17 protein-coding genes and 1 pseudogene are annotated in these 14,179 nt (G+C 64.0%); 9 read left to right on the forward strand and 9 right to left on the reverse strand.

Annotated features, from left to right (window positions below):
* Positions 1-78: 78 nt before the first annotated feature.
* From AKN84_RS26925 to AKN84_RS26930, 3 genes and pseudogenes are all read left to right on the forward strand, one after another.
* Positions 79-306, forward strand: coding sequence for a hypothetical protein (locus tag AKN84_RS26925; protein ID WP_050423635.1), 228 nt, complete (start codon positions 79-81; stop codon positions 304-306).
* Positions 303-548, forward strand: a pseudogene (locus AKN84_RS46060) (type II toxin-antitoxin system RelE/ParE family toxin); the annotation flags it as partial. The gene AKN84_RS26925 and the pseudogene AKN84_RS46060, both read left to right, overlap by 4 nt.
* A 70-nt stretch (positions 549-618) precedes the next feature.
* Entirely contained in the window at positions 619-1,686 is a 1,068-nt protein-coding gene (locus tag AKN84_RS26930; protein ID WP_050423588.1) for a threonine aldolase family protein, read from the forward strand.
* A 43-nt stretch (positions 1,687-1,729) separates the two neighbouring features.
* Here AKN84_RS26930 and AKN84_RS26935 read toward each other — a convergent pair whose 3' ends face one another.
* The 5 genes from AKN84_RS26935 to grxD all read right to left on the reverse strand — a co-directional run bounded on the left by AKN84_RS26935 (position 1,730) and on the right by grxD (position 6,860).
* On the reverse strand, positions 1,730-3,259 hold the full coding sequence (locus tag AKN84_RS26935) for a serine hydrolase (RefSeq protein WP_128971191.1): 1,530 nt from the start codon (positions 3,257-3,259) through the stop codon (positions 1,730-1,732).
* Between the two features lie 21 nt (positions 3,260-3,280).
* The gene (locus tag AKN84_RS26940) at positions 3,281-4,543 is read right to left on the reverse strand and encodes a serine hydrolase domain-containing protein (RefSeq protein ID WP_050423636.1); all 1,263 of its coding nucleotides are present in this window, start codon (positions 4,541-4,543) and stop codon (positions 3,281-3,283) included.
* 103 nt (positions 4,544-4,646) lie between these two features.
* Positions 4,647-5,930 carry a serine hydrolase domain-containing protein gene (locus AKN84_RS26945; protein ID WP_050423590.1) on the reverse strand — a complete coding sequence of 428 codons (1,284 nt, stop codon included), beginning with the start codon at positions 5,928-5,930 and terminating at the stop codon, positions 4,647-4,649.
* Positions 5,931-5,979: 49 nt separating this feature from the next.
* Positions 5,980-6,531 (reverse strand): O-acetyl-ADP-ribose deacetylase, encoded by a 552-nt coding sequence (locus AKN84_RS26950; RefSeq protein WP_050423591.1) that lies wholly within the window; start codon positions 6,529-6,531, stop codon positions 5,980-5,982.
* Positions 6,528-6,860 (reverse strand): Grx4 family monothiol glutaredoxin, encoded by a 333-nt coding sequence (grxD, locus tag AKN84_RS26955; RefSeq protein WP_016843475.1) that lies wholly within the window; start codon positions 6,858-6,860, stop codon positions 6,528-6,530. Before grxD ends, AKN84_RS26950 begins: the two co-directional genes overlap by 4 nt.
* A 293-nt stretch (positions 6,861-7,153) precedes the next feature.
* Here grxD and egtB point away from each other — a divergent pair, with 293 nt between their 5' ends.
* The 3 genes from egtB to AKN84_RS26970 all read left to right on the forward strand — a co-directional run bounded on the left by egtB (position 7,154) and on the right by AKN84_RS26970 (position 9,915).
* Positions 7,154-8,407, forward strand: a complete 1,254-nt coding sequence (egtB, locus tag AKN84_RS26960; protein ID WP_128971195.1) for an ergothioneine biosynthesis protein EgtB — start codon at positions 7,154-7,156, stop codon at positions 8,405-8,407.
* A gap of 53 nt (positions 8,408-8,460) precedes the next feature.
* On the forward strand, positions 8,461-9,429 hold the full coding sequence (gene egtD, locus AKN84_RS26965) for an L-histidine N(alpha)-methyltransferase (protein WP_050423593.1): 969 nt from the start codon (positions 8,461-8,463) through the stop codon (positions 9,427-9,429).
* Between the two features lie 90 nt (positions 9,430-9,519).
* On the forward strand, positions 9,520-9,915 hold the full coding sequence (locus AKN84_RS26970) for a DUF4345 domain-containing protein (RefSeq protein ID WP_050423594.1): 396 nt from the start codon (positions 9,520-9,522) through the stop codon (positions 9,913-9,915).
* Positions 9,916-9,924: 9 nt separating this feature from the next.
* Here AKN84_RS26970 and AKN84_RS26975 read toward each other — a convergent pair whose 3' ends face one another.
* Both AKN84_RS26975 and AKN84_RS26980 read right to left on the reverse strand, forming a co-directional pair.
* Positions 9,925-11,106 carry a low temperature requirement protein A gene (locus AKN84_RS26975; protein ID WP_050423595.1) on the reverse strand — a complete coding sequence of 394 codons (1,182 nt, stop codon included), beginning with the start codon at positions 11,104-11,106 and terminating at the stop codon, positions 9,925-9,927.
* 30 nt (positions 11,107-11,136) lie between these two features.
* Positions 11,137-11,373, reverse strand: a complete 237-nt coding sequence (locus AKN84_RS26980; RefSeq protein ID WP_021077843.1) for a BolA family protein — start codon at positions 11,371-11,373, stop codon at positions 11,137-11,139.
* A gap of 176 nt (positions 11,374-11,549) precedes the next feature.
* Here AKN84_RS26980 and AKN84_RS26985 point away from each other — a divergent pair, with 176 nt between their 5' ends.
* A complete protein-coding gene (locus AKN84_RS26985; protein WP_021077844.1) occupies positions 11,550-11,909 on the forward strand; it encodes a DUF427 domain-containing protein in 360 nt (119 codons plus the stop codon).
* Positions 11,910-12,031: 122 nt separating this feature from the next.
* On the opposite strand, the gene AKN84_RS46065 is transcribed toward AKN84_RS26985, so the two are convergent.
* Positions 12,032-12,205: a DUF1328 domain-containing protein gene (locus tag AKN84_RS46065; RefSeq protein ID WP_074128140.1), complete on the reverse strand. Its 174-nt coding sequence runs from the start codon at positions 12,203-12,205 to the stop codon at positions 12,032-12,034.
* 195 nt (positions 12,206-12,400) lie between these two features.
* Between AKN84_RS46065 and AKN84_RS26990 the strand changes: the two genes are divergently transcribed.
* Entirely contained in the window at positions 12,401-13,585 is a 1,185-nt protein-coding gene (locus tag AKN84_RS26990; protein ID WP_050423596.1) for an acyltransferase family protein, read from the forward strand.
* Between the two features lie 46 nt (positions 13,586-13,631).
* On the opposite strand, the gene AKN84_RS47470 is transcribed toward AKN84_RS26990, so the two are convergent.
* A complete protein-coding gene (locus tag AKN84_RS47470; RefSeq protein ID WP_157863340.1) occupies positions 13,632-13,784 on the reverse strand; it encodes a hypothetical protein in 153 nt (50 codons plus the stop codon).
* Between the two features lie 66 nt (positions 13,785-13,850).
* Here AKN84_RS47470 and AKN84_RS26995 point away from each other — a divergent pair, with 66 nt between their 5' ends.
* A complete protein-coding gene (locus tag AKN84_RS26995; RefSeq protein ID WP_050423597.1) occupies positions 13,851-14,111 on the forward strand; it encodes a GlsB/YeaQ/YmgE family stress response membrane protein in 261 nt (86 codons plus the stop codon).
* Positions 14,112-14,179 lie beyond the last annotated feature (68 nt).

Genomic DNA, 14,179 nt, shown 5'->3' on the forward strand with positions numbered 1-14,179 from the left:
GGTTTTGCCCGGGGCCTTTTTGTTTGCTCGCAAGACGACTATCATGTGCAGGACTTGGCAGCGCAGAGGTTCTTGCCCATGACCCGGTTGCTCGAACAGGCGTTCGATACGGTTTCAAATTTACCCGACACGGAGCAGGACGAGCTCGCGCGTATCATGCTGCAACTTGCCGGAGTCGACCAGCCGCCGCTCCAACTCACGCCGGAAGAAGACACCGACCTGGCTGAAGCCGACGCCGAGATCGCACGTGGCGAGTTGGCAACGGACGGGGAAGTTCGCGCGATGTGGAGCAAGCACGGGCTGTGAACGTCCGCTACACGCGACGCGCCCTTGCTCAGATCGATCAAGCGCTCTCCTATATCGAAGCACGATCGCCTCAAGGCGCGGTCCACGTTCGAGACCGTATCCTGACCCTTGTCACGCTACTGCAAGAGCAGCCCCGCGCAGGGTGCACGACGAGCCGTCCAGGTGTCCGGCGGCTTTCAGTCACGCCATACCCCTACTTGATCGACTACCGCGTAACGCCGACCGAGATTATCATTATGCGGTTTCATCACGCGGCCTGGAGGCCTACGCTAGCGGCGAAATCGCCCCCAGCGCCCAGCGATGAGGAAAGCCATGCACTACACCCCCGCCCGCCCCGATCCGAAGGCGCCCGCCGTCCGCATCAATCTGCTGTCGGACACACAGACGAAGCCGACGCCGGCGATGCGCGAGGCGATGGCGAAGGCGGAGGTCGGCGACGAGCAGGTCGGCGACGATCCGACCACCAACGAGCTCTGCACCCGCGTCGCCGATCTGCTCGGCAAGGAAGCCGCCGTGCTCATGCCGTCGGGCACGATGTGCAACGTCGCGGCGACGCTCGCCTATTGCCGCCCCGGCGACGAGATCCTGGCGCATGCCACCGCGCATATCATCGCGCGCGAGGGCGGCGCCCATGCCGCGCTCGGCGGCTTCCAGATCACCCAGCTCCCGGGCGATGACGGCCAGTTCACGCCGGACACCTTCCGCGCCGCGCTGCATCCGCGCACGCGCTACCAGCCGCCGCAGGTGCTGGTCAGCGTCGAGCAGACCGCCAATATCGGCGGCGGCACGATCTGGAAGAAGGCCGCGCTCGACGAGGTCGTGCGCATCGCCAAGGACCATGGGCTGGTGACCCACATGGATGGTGCACGCCTGCTGAACGCGACCGTCGCCTCAGGCATCTCGCCGCGCGACATGACGGCGGGCTGGGATTCGGCCTGGATCGATTTCTCGAAGGGCCTCGGCGCGCCGATCGGCGGCGCCATCGCCGGCACCCGCGCCTTCATCGACGATGTCTGGCGCTGGAAGCAGCGGCTCGGCGGTTCGATGCGGCAGTCCGGCGTCTGTGCCGCCGCCTGCATCTATGCGCTCGATCACCATGTCGACCGCCTCGCCGACGACCACGCCAATGCGCGGGCGCTGGCGCGGGGGCTGTCGCAGATCAACGGCATCGCGGTGCAGACGCCCGAGACCAACCTCGTGTTCTTCAAGCCCGACGGCGCCGGCGTCCCGGGCGACAAGATGGTCGCCGAGCTGCGCAAGCGTGGCGTGACGCTGGCGATGATGGACGGCCGGATCAGGGCCTGCACGCATCTCGACGTGTCAGCGGCCATGATCGAGGAAACGGTCGGACACGTCAGGGACATCGTGCGCGCGGCGTAACTCCCGTAGCCGGATGGAGCTCCACGACATCCGGGCTGCCAAACTACGGCAGCCGCTTTCCGACGTAGTCAGTTCCTTCCTGGTGAAGCATCACTTGCATTGCCGCGTTCTGGTCGTCCGTGTCGAATGACAGCACAGCATCGACAATTTTGAAAAAGAACTCGTGATCGCTGGCGGCAAAGATTTGGCGCCGCTCCTGCCCTGTCGCCTCGCTGAACAGGCGATTGCCCTCCCTTGTGACGCGGATCGAAAATTCCGGCGAGAACCGATAGGTTCCGACCAGACGGTCCAGCGTCTGCGGGCTCACCGCGATGAACTTCCCGACCTTGGCCTGGCGATCCGGCCAGCCGTACTCGGCCGCGATGCTGCGCAGGATCTCGTCGACGAGGATCCGACCGCCCCAGCTGTTGGTCATGACAACGGCGCCGTCGCCGTTCTCGAAAATGACCATGGTGTCGATGAAGCCCTCGTTCACCCCGTTGTGCCAGAATTGCCGGTTGGGCGCCGAGCCGCGAACTAGCCAGCCCAGCCCGCGTCGTCCGATCCCGGGAGGTAGCCCGTCGGCACTGCCAAGAACCGGCGAGAGCATCTCGGCCGTCATCGATTGCGACAGAACCGGATTGCTCCACCCCGCCAACGAATCCAGCACGCCGAGCAAGAGACGGGCGAGATCGGTCGGCGTCGTCCATAATCCAGCGGCGGCCAGTTCGGGATAGACATGCGGGCCGCCAGGCACCGGCGCGCCGTCCGCCCGGTACGGTGTGGCGGCCATCGTCAAACGATCAGCAGGCAATGGCTGCGCGAAGCTGGAATGCGTCATCCCGAAAGGCTTGAGGACGACGTCGTCGAGCAGCACAGGAAACGGCCGCCCCGTCACGTCGACGAGCAGTTGCTGAACGATCGTGTAGCCGCCGCCGGAATAGTGGTCCTGCTTGCCGGGTTCGTGCTCGACCCGGACAGGCGCGCTGTTCGCAGGCCGCGCGCCGTCGAGAATCTGGAGAAGAGAGGGGACCGGCTGGCCGGCCTGATAGCCCGGGTAGAAGGGCACATTGGTCCCGGCCGTATGGCTCAGCAACCGCCGAACTGTCACCCGGGATAGGGAATACGGATAGTCCGGAATCTTCCAGCTCTTGAGCGAAGCGTTGACGTCCGCATCGAGATCGAGCTTGCCGGCCTGGGCCAGCGCCAGAGCGGCAATGGCGGTCACCGGCTTGCTGATCGAGGCCGCCTGGAACAGCGTTTCCGGCACCACGGGCGGACCGCCGATGGCGACCGAGCCAAAGCCGCGCGCCCATTCGATGGCGCCGCCATGAATCACCGCGATGCTGACACCGGGAACGTGCAGCTCGTTCATGCGGTCGGCAAGCGTCATTGGCGCATCGCCGTCGACGACAATCGCCGTCCTCAGGCCGTTCAGGACGTGGTCGATCCGCTGCATGACGTCCGCGTCACCGGGGCGGCGAGGTTCTTCGGCCAGAACAGGCCGGCACGCAGTCATGGCGGCAGCAGTCATGGCGGCAGAAGCGACTGCCACCAGGATGAGCTTGCGGAGAGTGAACGTCATCGCCGGCATGACCACCTCCCCGCGCCACCGCTAGCGCCCCATCGCCTTGTAGATCAGCGTCTTCAGCTCCTGCTGGATCCGGCCGCGCTGCGATGGCGTTTGCACCATGAAGATGCCGAACAGATCGTCGGCGGGATCGATGAAGAAGAACGTGCCGCCGACGCCGTCCCAGCGATACTCGCCCAGCGGCCAGTTGGTGTACTCCGGCACCGAGGTGCGGACCGCGAAGCCGAGGCCGAAGCCGGAGTTCGGACCGGGATAATAGTTCTTGTCGCGCACCACCCCGGTTTCCGGACCGATATGGTCCTTTGCCATCAGCGCGATGGTTTCCGGCTTCAGATAGCGCTTCCCCTCATAGAGGCCGCCGTTCAGCAGCATCTGCGAGAAGCGCGCATAGTCGCCGATAGTGCCGACCATGCCGCCGCCGCCGGATTCCCAGCGCAGCGGCTGGCGCGGGTCGCGGATGTCGGCGACCGGGCTGATGGTGCGATCCTTCGGCATCGGCTCGGCGATCAGCGGCCATTTCGACCGGTCGGCGACATAGAACGCGGTGTCGTTCATCCCGAGCGGGCCGAGCAGCCGCTCCTTCTCGACCTGAAACAGGGATTTCCCCGTGATCACCTCGATGATGCGGCCGAGTACGTCGGTGGAATGACCATAATCCCATTGCGTGCCGGGTTGTTCGGCGAGCGGCAGCGCCGTGAGCCGCGCCACGAATTCGGCATTGTCGGGGTCGTTGTTGAACAGGCCGGCATCGGCGTAGTCCTTGTTCACGATCCCGCCACCATAATAGCCGTAGGGCAATCCAGCGGTGTGGCGCATCAAGTCTTCGATGGTGATGGGACGCCTCAGCGGCTCCAGCGTCATCGCCGTCTTGCCCTCGTCGCCGCGCTTCTCCACGCCGACCTTCATGCCGGCAAAGGCCGGGATGTATTTCGACACGGGGTCGCTGAGCGCGAGCTTGCCTTCCTCAACCAGCATCATGGCGACGACGGTCGTGATCGGCTTCGACATCGAATAGAGGCGGAAGATGGTATCGGCGCTCATCGAGAACTCGGTGGCGACGTCGCGAACCCCGAAATTCTGGTAGTAGACTGGCTTGCCGTGCTGCTGCAGCAGCAGGATCGCGCCGGGAATCTTCCCGGTCGCGACCTCGTTCCTGACATAGTCGGAGACCTTGGCGAGGCCTTCAGCCGAGAAGCCGTGCGCGGCCGGCCCCGCGGAGCCTGCCTTCGCATCGGTTGCGACGAACGCGAGCACGAGTGCCGCGACGACTGCGCGGCAACCACGCATGTAAGAGCACGATCCGATCGGATTGAATCGGATCATGCTCTCATTCCTTCTTTTTGACGCGTTTTCTTCACGCGAACCGGTGCCCACTTCGCTCGAAAACGCTCTAGTTTTCCATTGCTTCATAGACGAGCTGCTTCAACGTCCGCTGGATGCGCTGGCGCTCGGTCGGCGTCTGCTCCAGCAGGACGAAGAAGAAATCTTGCTTGCGGTCGATGATATAGTAGCAGCCGCTGGCGCCGTCCCATTTCAGCTCGCCGAGATCGCCGGGCGGCGGCGGCTTCGCGGTGCCCGGATCGGTGCGCACCGCAATCCCCAGCCCGAAGCCGAAGCCGTCGCCGGGGAAGTAGAAAAAGTCACGCTCGACGCCAGAGCCCGGCCCGACGCGGTCGGTCGTCAGCTCCTTGAACGTCTCGGGCTTCATGATGGTCTTGCCGTCGAGGGTGCCGCCATTGAGCAGCATTTGCGCGAAGCGCGAATAATCCGCCATGGTCGAGACCATGCCGCCAGAGGCGGACTCCCATTTTTTGACCTTGGTCGGATCGTTGACCCGGCCGACCCGGAAATCGCTGTCGTTCGGCATCGGCTCGGCCATCAGCTTCTGCTTCTCGGGATCGGTGACGAAGAAGCCGGTGTCCTTCATCCCGAGCGGGCCGAGCAGCCTCTCCTGCTCGATGGTCGAGAGCTTCTCGCCGGTGGCCACCTCCATCACGCGCGCCAGGATGTCGGTGGAATGACCGTATTGCCAGAGCGCGCCGGGCTGGTTGTGCAGCGGCAGCTTGGCGATCCGCTCGGCGAATTCGGCGAGATCGAAATCTCCGCCGTAGATGTCGGCTGCCTTGTAGGCCTTGCGGACCAGGCTGTCGCCGTAGAAGCCGTAGGTGATACCCGATGTATGCGTCATCAGATCGAGGATCGTGATCGGCCGCTTGGGCGGCACCAGCTCGAGCGTCTTGGTGCCGTCCTCGGCCTTCTTCTCGACGCCGACCTTCACATTGGCAAAGGACGGAATGTACTTCGAGACGGGATCGTCGAGCTTGTATTTCCCCTCCTCCAGCAGCTGCATCGACGCCACGGCGGTGATCGACTTGGACATCGAAGCCAGCCGGAAGATGGTCTTGTCCGTGATCGGCACCTTGCTGACCACGTCCTGCACGCCGAACGCCTCGTGATAGACCGGCTTGCCGTGCTGCTGGATCAGGACGACGGCACCGGGAATCTTTCCGGTTGCGATCTCGTTCTTGAAGAACTCGCTGATCCTGGCGAGCTTGTCGGGGTTGAAATGCGCACCCGCCGGAATCTCATAGGTGCCCTCGGTGTGCGAGAACGCCGGCGCCGCAAGCACCACCGCGACCGCGGCTGCGGCGCACGTCAATCGAAATGAATACATTTGAACTATCCCTCCCCGGATATCACGGGGAAGTGTAGCGGCGGTATCATCAGGCACAAGGGCTACCGAAGGCGTCCAGGACCGCCTGATGGAGTTCGCCGCTTGGGGCCGAGAAGCAGCAGAAGATCACCTGCGTGACGCCTGGTGCGGATGGCAGGGCATCGACGACGGTTTTGACCGCGATCTTCGCGGCCCGGTCCGCCGGGAAGTGATAGACGCCGGTCGAGATGGCGGGAAATGCAACCGAAGCAAGGTTGTTGAGACCGCAAAGCTCGATCCCGCGGCGATAGCAAGACGCCAGATGGGCATCCTCACCCCGATTGCCGCCGTACCAGATCGGTCCAACGGCATGGATCACGTGCTTGGCGGGCAGCCGATATCCCTTGGTGATCTTGGCATCGCCCGTCTCGCAGCCGTTGAGCGTGCGACACTCATCAAGCAGTTCGGGACCGGCGGCGCGATGGATCGCGCCGTCGACACCGCCGCCACCGAGCAGCGATGAGTTGGCCGCGTTGACGATGGCGTCAACGCGCAGGGTCGTGATGTCAGTGACGATGACTTCGAGCCGCGCCTTGCCGGTCTGGCGCGCGGTCAACGTCAGGCAGCCACGTCGACCGGGATGCCCTTGTCGGCAAACAGCTGCTGCAATTCACCGGCCTGGAACATCTCGCGGATGATGTCGCAACCGCCGACGAACTCGCCCTTCACATAGAGCTGCGGAATCGTCGGCCAGTTCGAATAGACCTTGATGCCGTTGCGCAGTTCGGCCGATTCGAGAACGTTGAGGCCTTTGTAGCCGACACCGATGTGGTCGAGGATCTGCACGACCTGACCGGAAAACCCGCACTGCGGGAATTGCGGCGTGCCCTTCATGAACAGCACGACGTCGTTCGACTTCACTTCGTTGTCGATGAATTGCTCGATGCTCATTTTCGCTTCCTTGCGTAGGCGGCACTCTCAAGCCCTTGCGGGCCGGCCCGCCCTTCTAACCCGTGACTGGCTATATATGTAGCTCAAACCATTGTGCATCCAAAGCAAAATGGCGGAAATCTGGCATGCGGCGGGGGCCGGACGGCATCCCCAAAAGCGCCGGGATTATCTGACGGCCCCAATATCATCATGGGGGAGGCTTTTTTCCCGTAACGGAGCCCCTATCTAGGACGAACTGCCCGTCAGGAACCAGATTGCCGAAGCAACGTTCTCCCCTGGAATCGGAGACCCATGTGACGAAACCAGCCTCTGCCGCGGCCACCACGACCGCCGCCACCCCGTCACTTTCCTCCGAATCCGCCCCGCTCGCGCAGCGGCTGGCGGACGCCTATCGCACGGTCCGCGACGAGACCGAGCGACGGGCCGCGCCGCTGTCGGCGGAAGACCAGCTGATCCAGTCGATGCCGGATGCGAGCCCCGCCAAATGGCACCGCGCCCATACCACCTGGTTCTTCGAGCAGTTTCTGCTCGGCGAGCACGTCAAAGGCTACACGCCGTTCCATCCGGACTACGCCTATCTGTTCAATTCCTATTACGTCAGCGCTGGCCCCCGCCATGCCCGCCACCAGCGCGGCCACCTGACCCGCCCGACCGCCGACGAAGTCACCGCCTATCGCCGCCATGTCGACGCCGAGGTGGTGAAGTTCTTCCAGACCGCCACGCCTGAAAAGCTCGAGGCCCTGGTGCCGCTGGTCGAGGTCGGCCTCAATCACGAGCAGCAGCATCAGGAGCTGATGTACACCGACATTCTGCATGCCTTCGCACAGAACCCGATCCCGCCGGCCTACGATCCGGCGTGGCGCTTCCCGGCGTCGCAGCACGGGCCGCAGGAATGGGTGACGCTCAACGAAGGCATCCACACCGTCGGCCACGGCGACGACAGCTTCCATTTCGACAATGAGAAGCCCGCGCATCGCGCTTTGGTCGGCCCGGTCAAGCTCGCGAAGAATCTCGTCAGCAACGCCGACTGGCTCGCCTTCATCAAGGACGGCGGCTATTCCACCGCCACGCTGTGGCTGATGGATGGCTTCGGCACCGTGAGCAACGAGGGCTGGCAGGCGCCCGGCCATTGGCGCGAGGTCGACGGCGAATGGAAGATCATGACGCTGGGCGGTCTGCAACCGATCGACCCAAAGGCCCCGGTCTGCCATGTCAGCTATTACGAGGCCGACGCCTTCGCGCGCTGGGCCGGCAAGCATCTGCCGACCGAGATGGAATGGGAGGTCGCGGCGCGCGCAGGCCTGCTCAGCGACGCCTACGGCATCGTCTGGCAATGGACCCGCAGTGCCTATTCGCCCTACCCGGGCTACCGCGCGATCGAAGGCGCGCTCGGTGAGTACAACGGAAAATTCATGGTGAATCAGCTCGTGCTGCGCGGCTCGTCGCTGGCGACGCCGCAAGGTCACAGCCGTGTCACCTACCGCAACTTCTTCTATCCGCACCATCGCTGGCAATTCACGGGGTTACGCCTCGCCGACTACGCCTGATTGATTCCAGTTGACATCAAGTGCGCGCCGGTAAGCGCGTTCAGGAGAGTATCATGAATGTGCATGCCGCCGCTTTGGCAAAAGCGTATCCGTTCGACGAGGCGACTTCGGCGTTTGCCGGCGACGTGATCGGCGATCTCGCCCGTCACCCGAAACGGCTGTCGCCGAAATATTTCTACGACGCCACCGGCTCGGAGCTGTTCGAGCAGATCACGGTGCTGCCGGAATATTACCCGACGCGCACCGAACTTGGCATCCTGCGCGACCGCGGCGACGAGATCGCCGCGATCATCCCGGACGGCGCGGCGCTGGTCGAATTCGGCGCCGGCGCGACCACCAAGGTGCGGTTGCTGCTCGAGCATTGCGAATTCGCAGCCTATGTGCCGGTCGATATATCGGGCGATTTCCTCAAGGCCCAGGCCGATGGATTGCGGAAGGATTTCCCCGGTCTTGACATCTACCCGGTCGCGGCCGACTTCACCACGCCGTTCGCGCTGCCCGAGGCGGTCGCCGCGATGCCGAAGGTCGGATTCTTTCCGGGCTCGACGCTCGGCAATTTCGAGCCGAGCGAGGCCCTGGCCTTCCTGCGCAGCGCGCGCAAGATCCTCGGCCATGGCGCGCAGATGATTATCGGCGTCGACCTCGAGAAGGACGAGCGCGTGCTGTACGACGCCTATAACGACGCTGCCGGCGTCACCGCGCGCTTCAACATGAACGTGCTGGCGCGCATCAACCGCGAGCTCGGCGGCAATTTCGACCTGTCGGGCTTCACCCACCGCTCGATCTACAACCGCGACCGCCATCGCATCGAGATGCACCTGATCAGCCGCAAGGCGCAGACCGTGCGTATCCTCGGCAACACCTTCGCGTTCCGGCCGGGCGAGAGCATTCACACCGAGAACAGCTACAAATACTCGCTCGAGCGTTTCACCGCACTCGCCCGCAGCGCGGGCTGGACGGTGCGCAACAGCTGGACCGACGCCAACACGATGTTCTCGGTGCACGCGCTGGTCGCGGACTAGCGATATTATTAGATTGACGCGTTTTCTTCACGCGAACCGGTACCCACTTCGCTCGAAAACGCTTTGAACGCGAGGGACGGGGCAACGATCATGGGCCGGCGTGCGCTGCAGATCGCAACAGTGGTGCTCGCCCTAATCCCGATCCTGACCGGCATCATCACCATGCTCGGCGTGAGCGATCCGCTCTACGCCTCGTCGGGCGTGCCGGCGCTACCAGTGCTCGACAGCAATCTGCGCTTCTTCGGCGGGGTCTGGCTCGGGCTCGGCCTCGCATTGCTCTGGCTGGTGCCGCGCATCGAAAGCGAGAGCGTGCTGTTTCGCATGGTCTGGGGCGGCATCTTCCTCGGCGGCATCGGCAGGCTGCTGTCGATCGTGATGGTCGGCGCACCGCCGCTGCCCTTCGTGGGCTTCACCTTGCTCGAAGTGATCGGCGCGCCCTTGTTCGTCTATTGGCAGCACCGGGTGGCGACGGCCGACCGCAGCTAACGGCCTTCGCTATTCTTCCTCTTCCGTCGACCTTAGCGAGATCGACTCCCATGCCGCGACCACGATCATGATCGCGGTGGTGACGATCGAGAGCACCAGCGGCGACATCGCGCCGGCGAAATAGGCGGTGATAGCCAGCGCGACGATGCCGACGCCGTGGGAGAGCTGCAGGAAGCCACGGATCACGTATTTGAACAGGATGGTCCCGACCAGGAACAGCATGGGGCCGCCGACCGAGCTCACGATCGTCTTGAGGTCGGAATGGCCGGACGGGTGCTTCAGCACGAGCTCGTCGGCGACCGCGGTGAGGATGATGCCGCCGACGATCGGCATGTGCAGATAGGTGTAGGCGATCCGCGCCACGCGGCCGGATTCCTCCGCCTTCGAGATCATCTCGGAGCCGGCCTCGGCGCCCTTGTGGAAATAGATCCACCACATCGCGATGCTGCCGATCAGGGCCGAGATGAAGGCGGTGACATTCTCCGGCGTCCAGGTCAGCTCGGCGAAGGTCGCGCCATCGACCACGATGGCCTCGCCGAGCGCGATGATGATGAAGCCGGCGCAACGCTCGGCCATGTGCCCGCCCTCGACCGCCCACGCCTCGATCGAGGACGGACCAAGCCTGGGCGTCCAGAACCGCGCGGCGGGCGCGACATATTCGATGGTCAGCGCCGCGATCCAAAGCCACAGTCGCGTCTCGTGCTCGGCGAAGCCGCCGAGTATCCACAGCGCCGCCGAGCAGGACAACCAGGTCAGGATGCGGATCGCGTTGTGGCGGACCGCGGTCCGGTGCCGCGGCGTCGCCAGCAGCCAGAACGCGGTGCGGCCGACCTGCATCGCGGCATAGGTCCCGGCGAACCACAGCCCGCGCCCCTCGAAAGCGGTCGGGATCGAGGTCGATAGCAGCAGCCCGCCCAGCATCAGGACGAACAGCAGCAGGCGGACCGGCGTCAGCTCGGGATTGAGCCAGTTGGTGACCCAGGCGGTGTAGACCCACACCCACCACACCGCGAGAAACAGCACCGTGACCTGCACCGCGCCCAGCGCGGTGAAGTGGTGCAGCAGCGTGTGCGACAGCTGCGTGACGGCGAAGACGAAGACGAGGTCGAAGAACAGCTCGGCATTGGTGACGCGACTGTGCTGGTCCGGCACGATGACGCGAAACATCCTGCCGCGCGGATTGTCTGCCATCGCTCGAGGCCCCCGCCCGCCAGCCGGGGCCTAGCCTTCCGGCACCCCGGTCTGCAGGGCGAGCGCGTGCAGCACGCCGCCCATCTGGCCTTTCAGCGATTGGTAGACGATCTGGTGCTGCTGGACGCGGGACTTGCCGCGGAATGACTCGGAAACGACAGTGGCCGCGTAGTGGTCGCCGTCGCCTGCCAGGTCGCGGATCGTCACCTCGGCGTCCGGGATAGCTGCCTTGATCATCGATTCGATATCACGGGCGTCCATCGGCATCCCAGTCCACCTCCGTCAGGTCGTTCGAATCAGGGCCGATTCGGCCGGGATAAACCTAGTCCTTGAGGTCTTCTAGGTCATCCCGCCGCACACTATATTCCCATTCCCAGCGATTTAAACCTGCATCAATCGGTCACAAGCCATCACGCCGAAATGACCAGAAGAGGCGCAGAATCATGAAGCTCCCCGGCCCCGACCATCCGATTACGATCACGCCCAACGCCAAGCGCGTCCGCGTCACCGCCGACGGCGTCGTCATCGCCGAGACGACCCATGCGCTGACCCTGAAGGAAGCGAGCTATCCGGCGGTGCAATACGTCCCCCGGCAGGACGCCAACATGGCGCTGCTCGCCCGCACCGAGCGGACCACGCATTGCCCCTACAAGGGGGATGCGAGCTATTTCAGCATCAAGGCCAACGGCAAGACGCTGGACAACGCGATCTGGACCTATGAGGAGCCCTTCCCGGCGATGACCGAGATCGCCGGCCATCTCGCGTTCTATCCCGACAAGGTGAAGATCGAGGAAGTCGCCTAGGCCGTTTGGCCTGCCGCAACGCCGGGCCGCGCCCGGCGCTCCGGCGTGCGTCCACAGCCTGAGAACGTAAATGCCCGGGCGAGGCCCGGGCATGACGGCGGGAGTGTGCGGCCGGATCGCCGCTAGACCCTGAATATCGTAAGTCCGAGGATCAGGAGCACCAGGAAGATCACGACGAACACGTAGAACAGGAAGCGTGCGATATCGGCGGAGGCGGCTGAGATGCCGGTGAAGCCGAGCAAGCCCGCGATGATCGAGACAACAAGGAAGATCAACGCCCATTTCAGCAGTGTCATTGCTTGCTCCTCAAAGCCGCGTGCGCCCGGTGCGCCCGCCAGCCTTCCCGACAACGCCCGCTCAATATTGCAGTTCCAAATCGAAACAGACGCGCTGAGATGACCGACCTCGACACCACGGAATCGAGACAATTCGTACTTGCTGAATCGGGTTCCCAATTGCAACATCCGGGTGCAGACCCGGCTGGGGGCACCATGAAATCGATTGCTCACGCGGCTCCGGCCGTCGACGTCCAGGCAGCACCGAAGCTCCACAAGCGCAATGTCGCCCTCGATCGTGCGCGCACCTTCCTGACCCTGGTCGTGCTGCTGCACCACGCGGTGATCCCCTACACCCATTTCGGGCACACCGACCCGACATCGTGGATCGGCTTCGACTGCGTGGTGCTCGCCACCGACAGCTTCTTCATGGCGATGTTCTTCTTCCTCTCGGGACTGTTCGTGTGGCCCGGGCTCGGCAACAAGCCGTGGCTGATCTTCCTGCGCGACCGGCTGCTGCGGCTCGGCCTGCCCTTCGTGATCTGCGCGTTCACCGTGATTCCGATCGCCTATTACGCGATCGCGCTGCGTGCGACGCCGGAGCTGACCTTCTCCGAATTCTGGTGGAGGACCATGATCTACGGGCCCTGGCCGAGCGGCCCGATCTGGTTCGTCTGGGTCCTGATGACCTTGGACCTGACGGCAAGCGTGCTGTACCGGGTGTCGTCGCGCCTGCTCGAACCGATCAACCGCCTGTCGGTCAAGGGATTTGAACGTCCCTCGAAGTTCTGGCTGTTCCTCGTCGTCGTCAGTGCCGCCTTCTATTTGCCGATGCTGGTCCATTACGGCCAGAACTACTGGTTCGAGCTCGGACCGTTCTCGGTGCAGGCGAGCCGGGTACTGCTGTATGCGTGCTACTTCTTCATTGGCGCGGGGATCGGCTCGGCCAACTTTGAGAGCGGCCTGCTCAGCGCACACGGACGGCTGACGGAGCGGCGCTGGTTCTGGACCGGCATCACACTGATCCCCTACTGCCTGATGTGGGTGATGATCTACATCAAGCGGCAGATCATCGGTAACCCCGACCCGCTGCCGGGCTGGTACCTCGCGATCTACGGCAGCTTCTACGTGCTGTTCAGCGCCTCGATCCTGTTCGCGATCCTGGCCTACTTCCTGCAATCGAAGGCGGCGGGCCCGACGCTGCTCGACCGCATGCAGGGCGATGCCTACGGCATGTTCCTGGTGCACTATCCGATCGTGCTGTGGCTGCAATACTGGCTGTTCGACATGGAATTGCCGGCGATCGCCAAGGCCGCGATCGCGTTCTTCGGCACCGTGGCGCTGAGCTGGGCCGCCACCGCCGTGCTGCGCAAGATTCCGGGCTCGAAATACGTGCTTTGATCACGCTCCTCGCCGCCGCGCTTCGCAGCGCGCAAGTCGCGGGCGATCATGATGTAGAGGTCGGCAGCGCGGACAGCGTACCGATCACCACGTCGCTGCCGATGACGAAACGGCTCGCCGCAGCGTCGGCATGGAGCAGCGCCGCAAGCGGCAGCCTTGACGGCAATTCGCGACCGGCAAGTTGCGCACACCCTGCCATTGGTCACATGCCGCCGGGTGATTCTCAGGTATGCTGGCCGGACTGCTTGACCTAGGGAGTCCCAGAATGAACGACCCTCAAGTTGGATGGATCGCGGCAATCATCGTCGGCGGATTGGCCGGCTGGCTCGCCGAAATGATCATGAAGTCCGGAACCGGCATCTTCATGAACATCATCCTCGGCATCGTCGGCGCCGCGCTGGCGAACTGGCTGTTGGGTCTGATCGGCGTGTCGCTCGGCGGAGGCTGGATCGGCTATCTCGTCGCCGGTTTCATCGGCGCCTGCATCATCATCTTTGCGTGGCGCGCGGTCCGCGGCGCGACCTAGCGCGATCCAAAGGATCGGGCTCGCACAAAAAGAAATAGCGCGATGATGGGTTCATCGCGCCATTGAGA

The organism is Bradyrhizobium tropiciagri (genome assembly GCF_001189845.1).
GTDB lineage: Bacteria > Pseudomonadota > Alphaproteobacteria > Rhizobiales > Xanthobacteraceae > Bradyrhizobium > Bradyrhizobium tropiciagri.

Excerpts from the sequence above, each read along its gene's own strand:
- AKN84_RS26975 (WP_050423595.1), bottom strand. The coding sequence starts at position 11,106 with ATGGCAGACAATCCGCGCGGCAGGATGTTTCGCGTCATCGTGCCGGAC.
- AKN84_RS26925 (WP_050423635.1), top strand. The coding sequence starts at position 79 with ATGACCCGGTTGCTCGAACAGGCGTTCGATACGGTTTCAAATTTACCC.
- AKN84_RS47470 (WP_157863340.1), bottom strand. The coding sequence starts at position 13,784 with ATGGCAGGGTGTGCGCAACTTGCCGGTCGCGAATTGCCGTCAAGGCTG.
- AKN84_RS26990 (WP_050423596.1), top strand. The coding sequence starts at position 12,401 with ATGAAATCGATTGCTCACGCGGCTCCGGCCGTCGACGTCCAGGCAGCA.
- AKN84_RS26980 (WP_021077843.1), bottom strand. The coding sequence starts at position 11,373 with ATGCCGATGGACGCCCGTGATATCGAATCGATGATCAAGGCAGCTATC.
- AKN84_RS26935 (WP_128971191.1), bottom strand. The coding sequence starts at position 3,259 with ATGCCGGCGATGACGTTCACTCTCCGCAAGCTCATCCTGGTGGCAGTC.
- AKN84_RS26930 (WP_050423588.1), top strand. The coding sequence starts at position 619 with ATGCACTACACCCCCGCCCGCCCCGATCCGAAGGCGCCCGCCGTCCGC.
- AKN84_RS26940 (WP_050423636.1), bottom strand. The coding sequence starts at position 4,543 with ATGCGTGGTTGCCGCGCAGTCGTCGCGGCACTCGTGCTCGCGTTCGTC.
- egtD (WP_050423593.1), top strand. The coding sequence starts at position 8,461 with ATGAATGTGCATGCCGCCGCTTTGGCAAAAGCGTATCCGTTCGACGAG.
- AKN84_RS26945 (WP_050423590.1), bottom strand. The coding sequence starts at position 5,930 with ATGTATTCATTTCGATTGACGTGCGCCGCAGCCGCGGTCGCGGTGGTG.
- AKN84_RS26970 (WP_050423594.1), top strand. The coding sequence starts at position 9,520 with ATGGGCCGGCGTGCGCTGCAGATCGCAACAGTGGTGCTCGCCCTAATC.
- AKN84_RS26995 (WP_050423597.1), top strand. The coding sequence starts at position 13,851 with ATGAACGACCCTCAAGTTGGATGGATCGCGGCAATCATCGTCGGCGGA.
- AKN84_RS26985 (WP_021077844.1), top strand. The coding sequence starts at position 11,550 with ATGAAGCTCCCCGGCCCCGACCATCCGATTACGATCACGCCCAACGCC.
- grxD (WP_016843475.1), bottom strand. The coding sequence starts at position 6,860 with ATGAGCATCGAGCAATTCATCGACAACGAAGTGAAGTCGAACGACGTC.
- AKN84_RS46065 (WP_074128140.1), bottom strand. The coding sequence starts at position 12,205 with ATGACACTGCTGAAATGGGCGTTGATCTTCCTTGTTGTCTCGATCATC.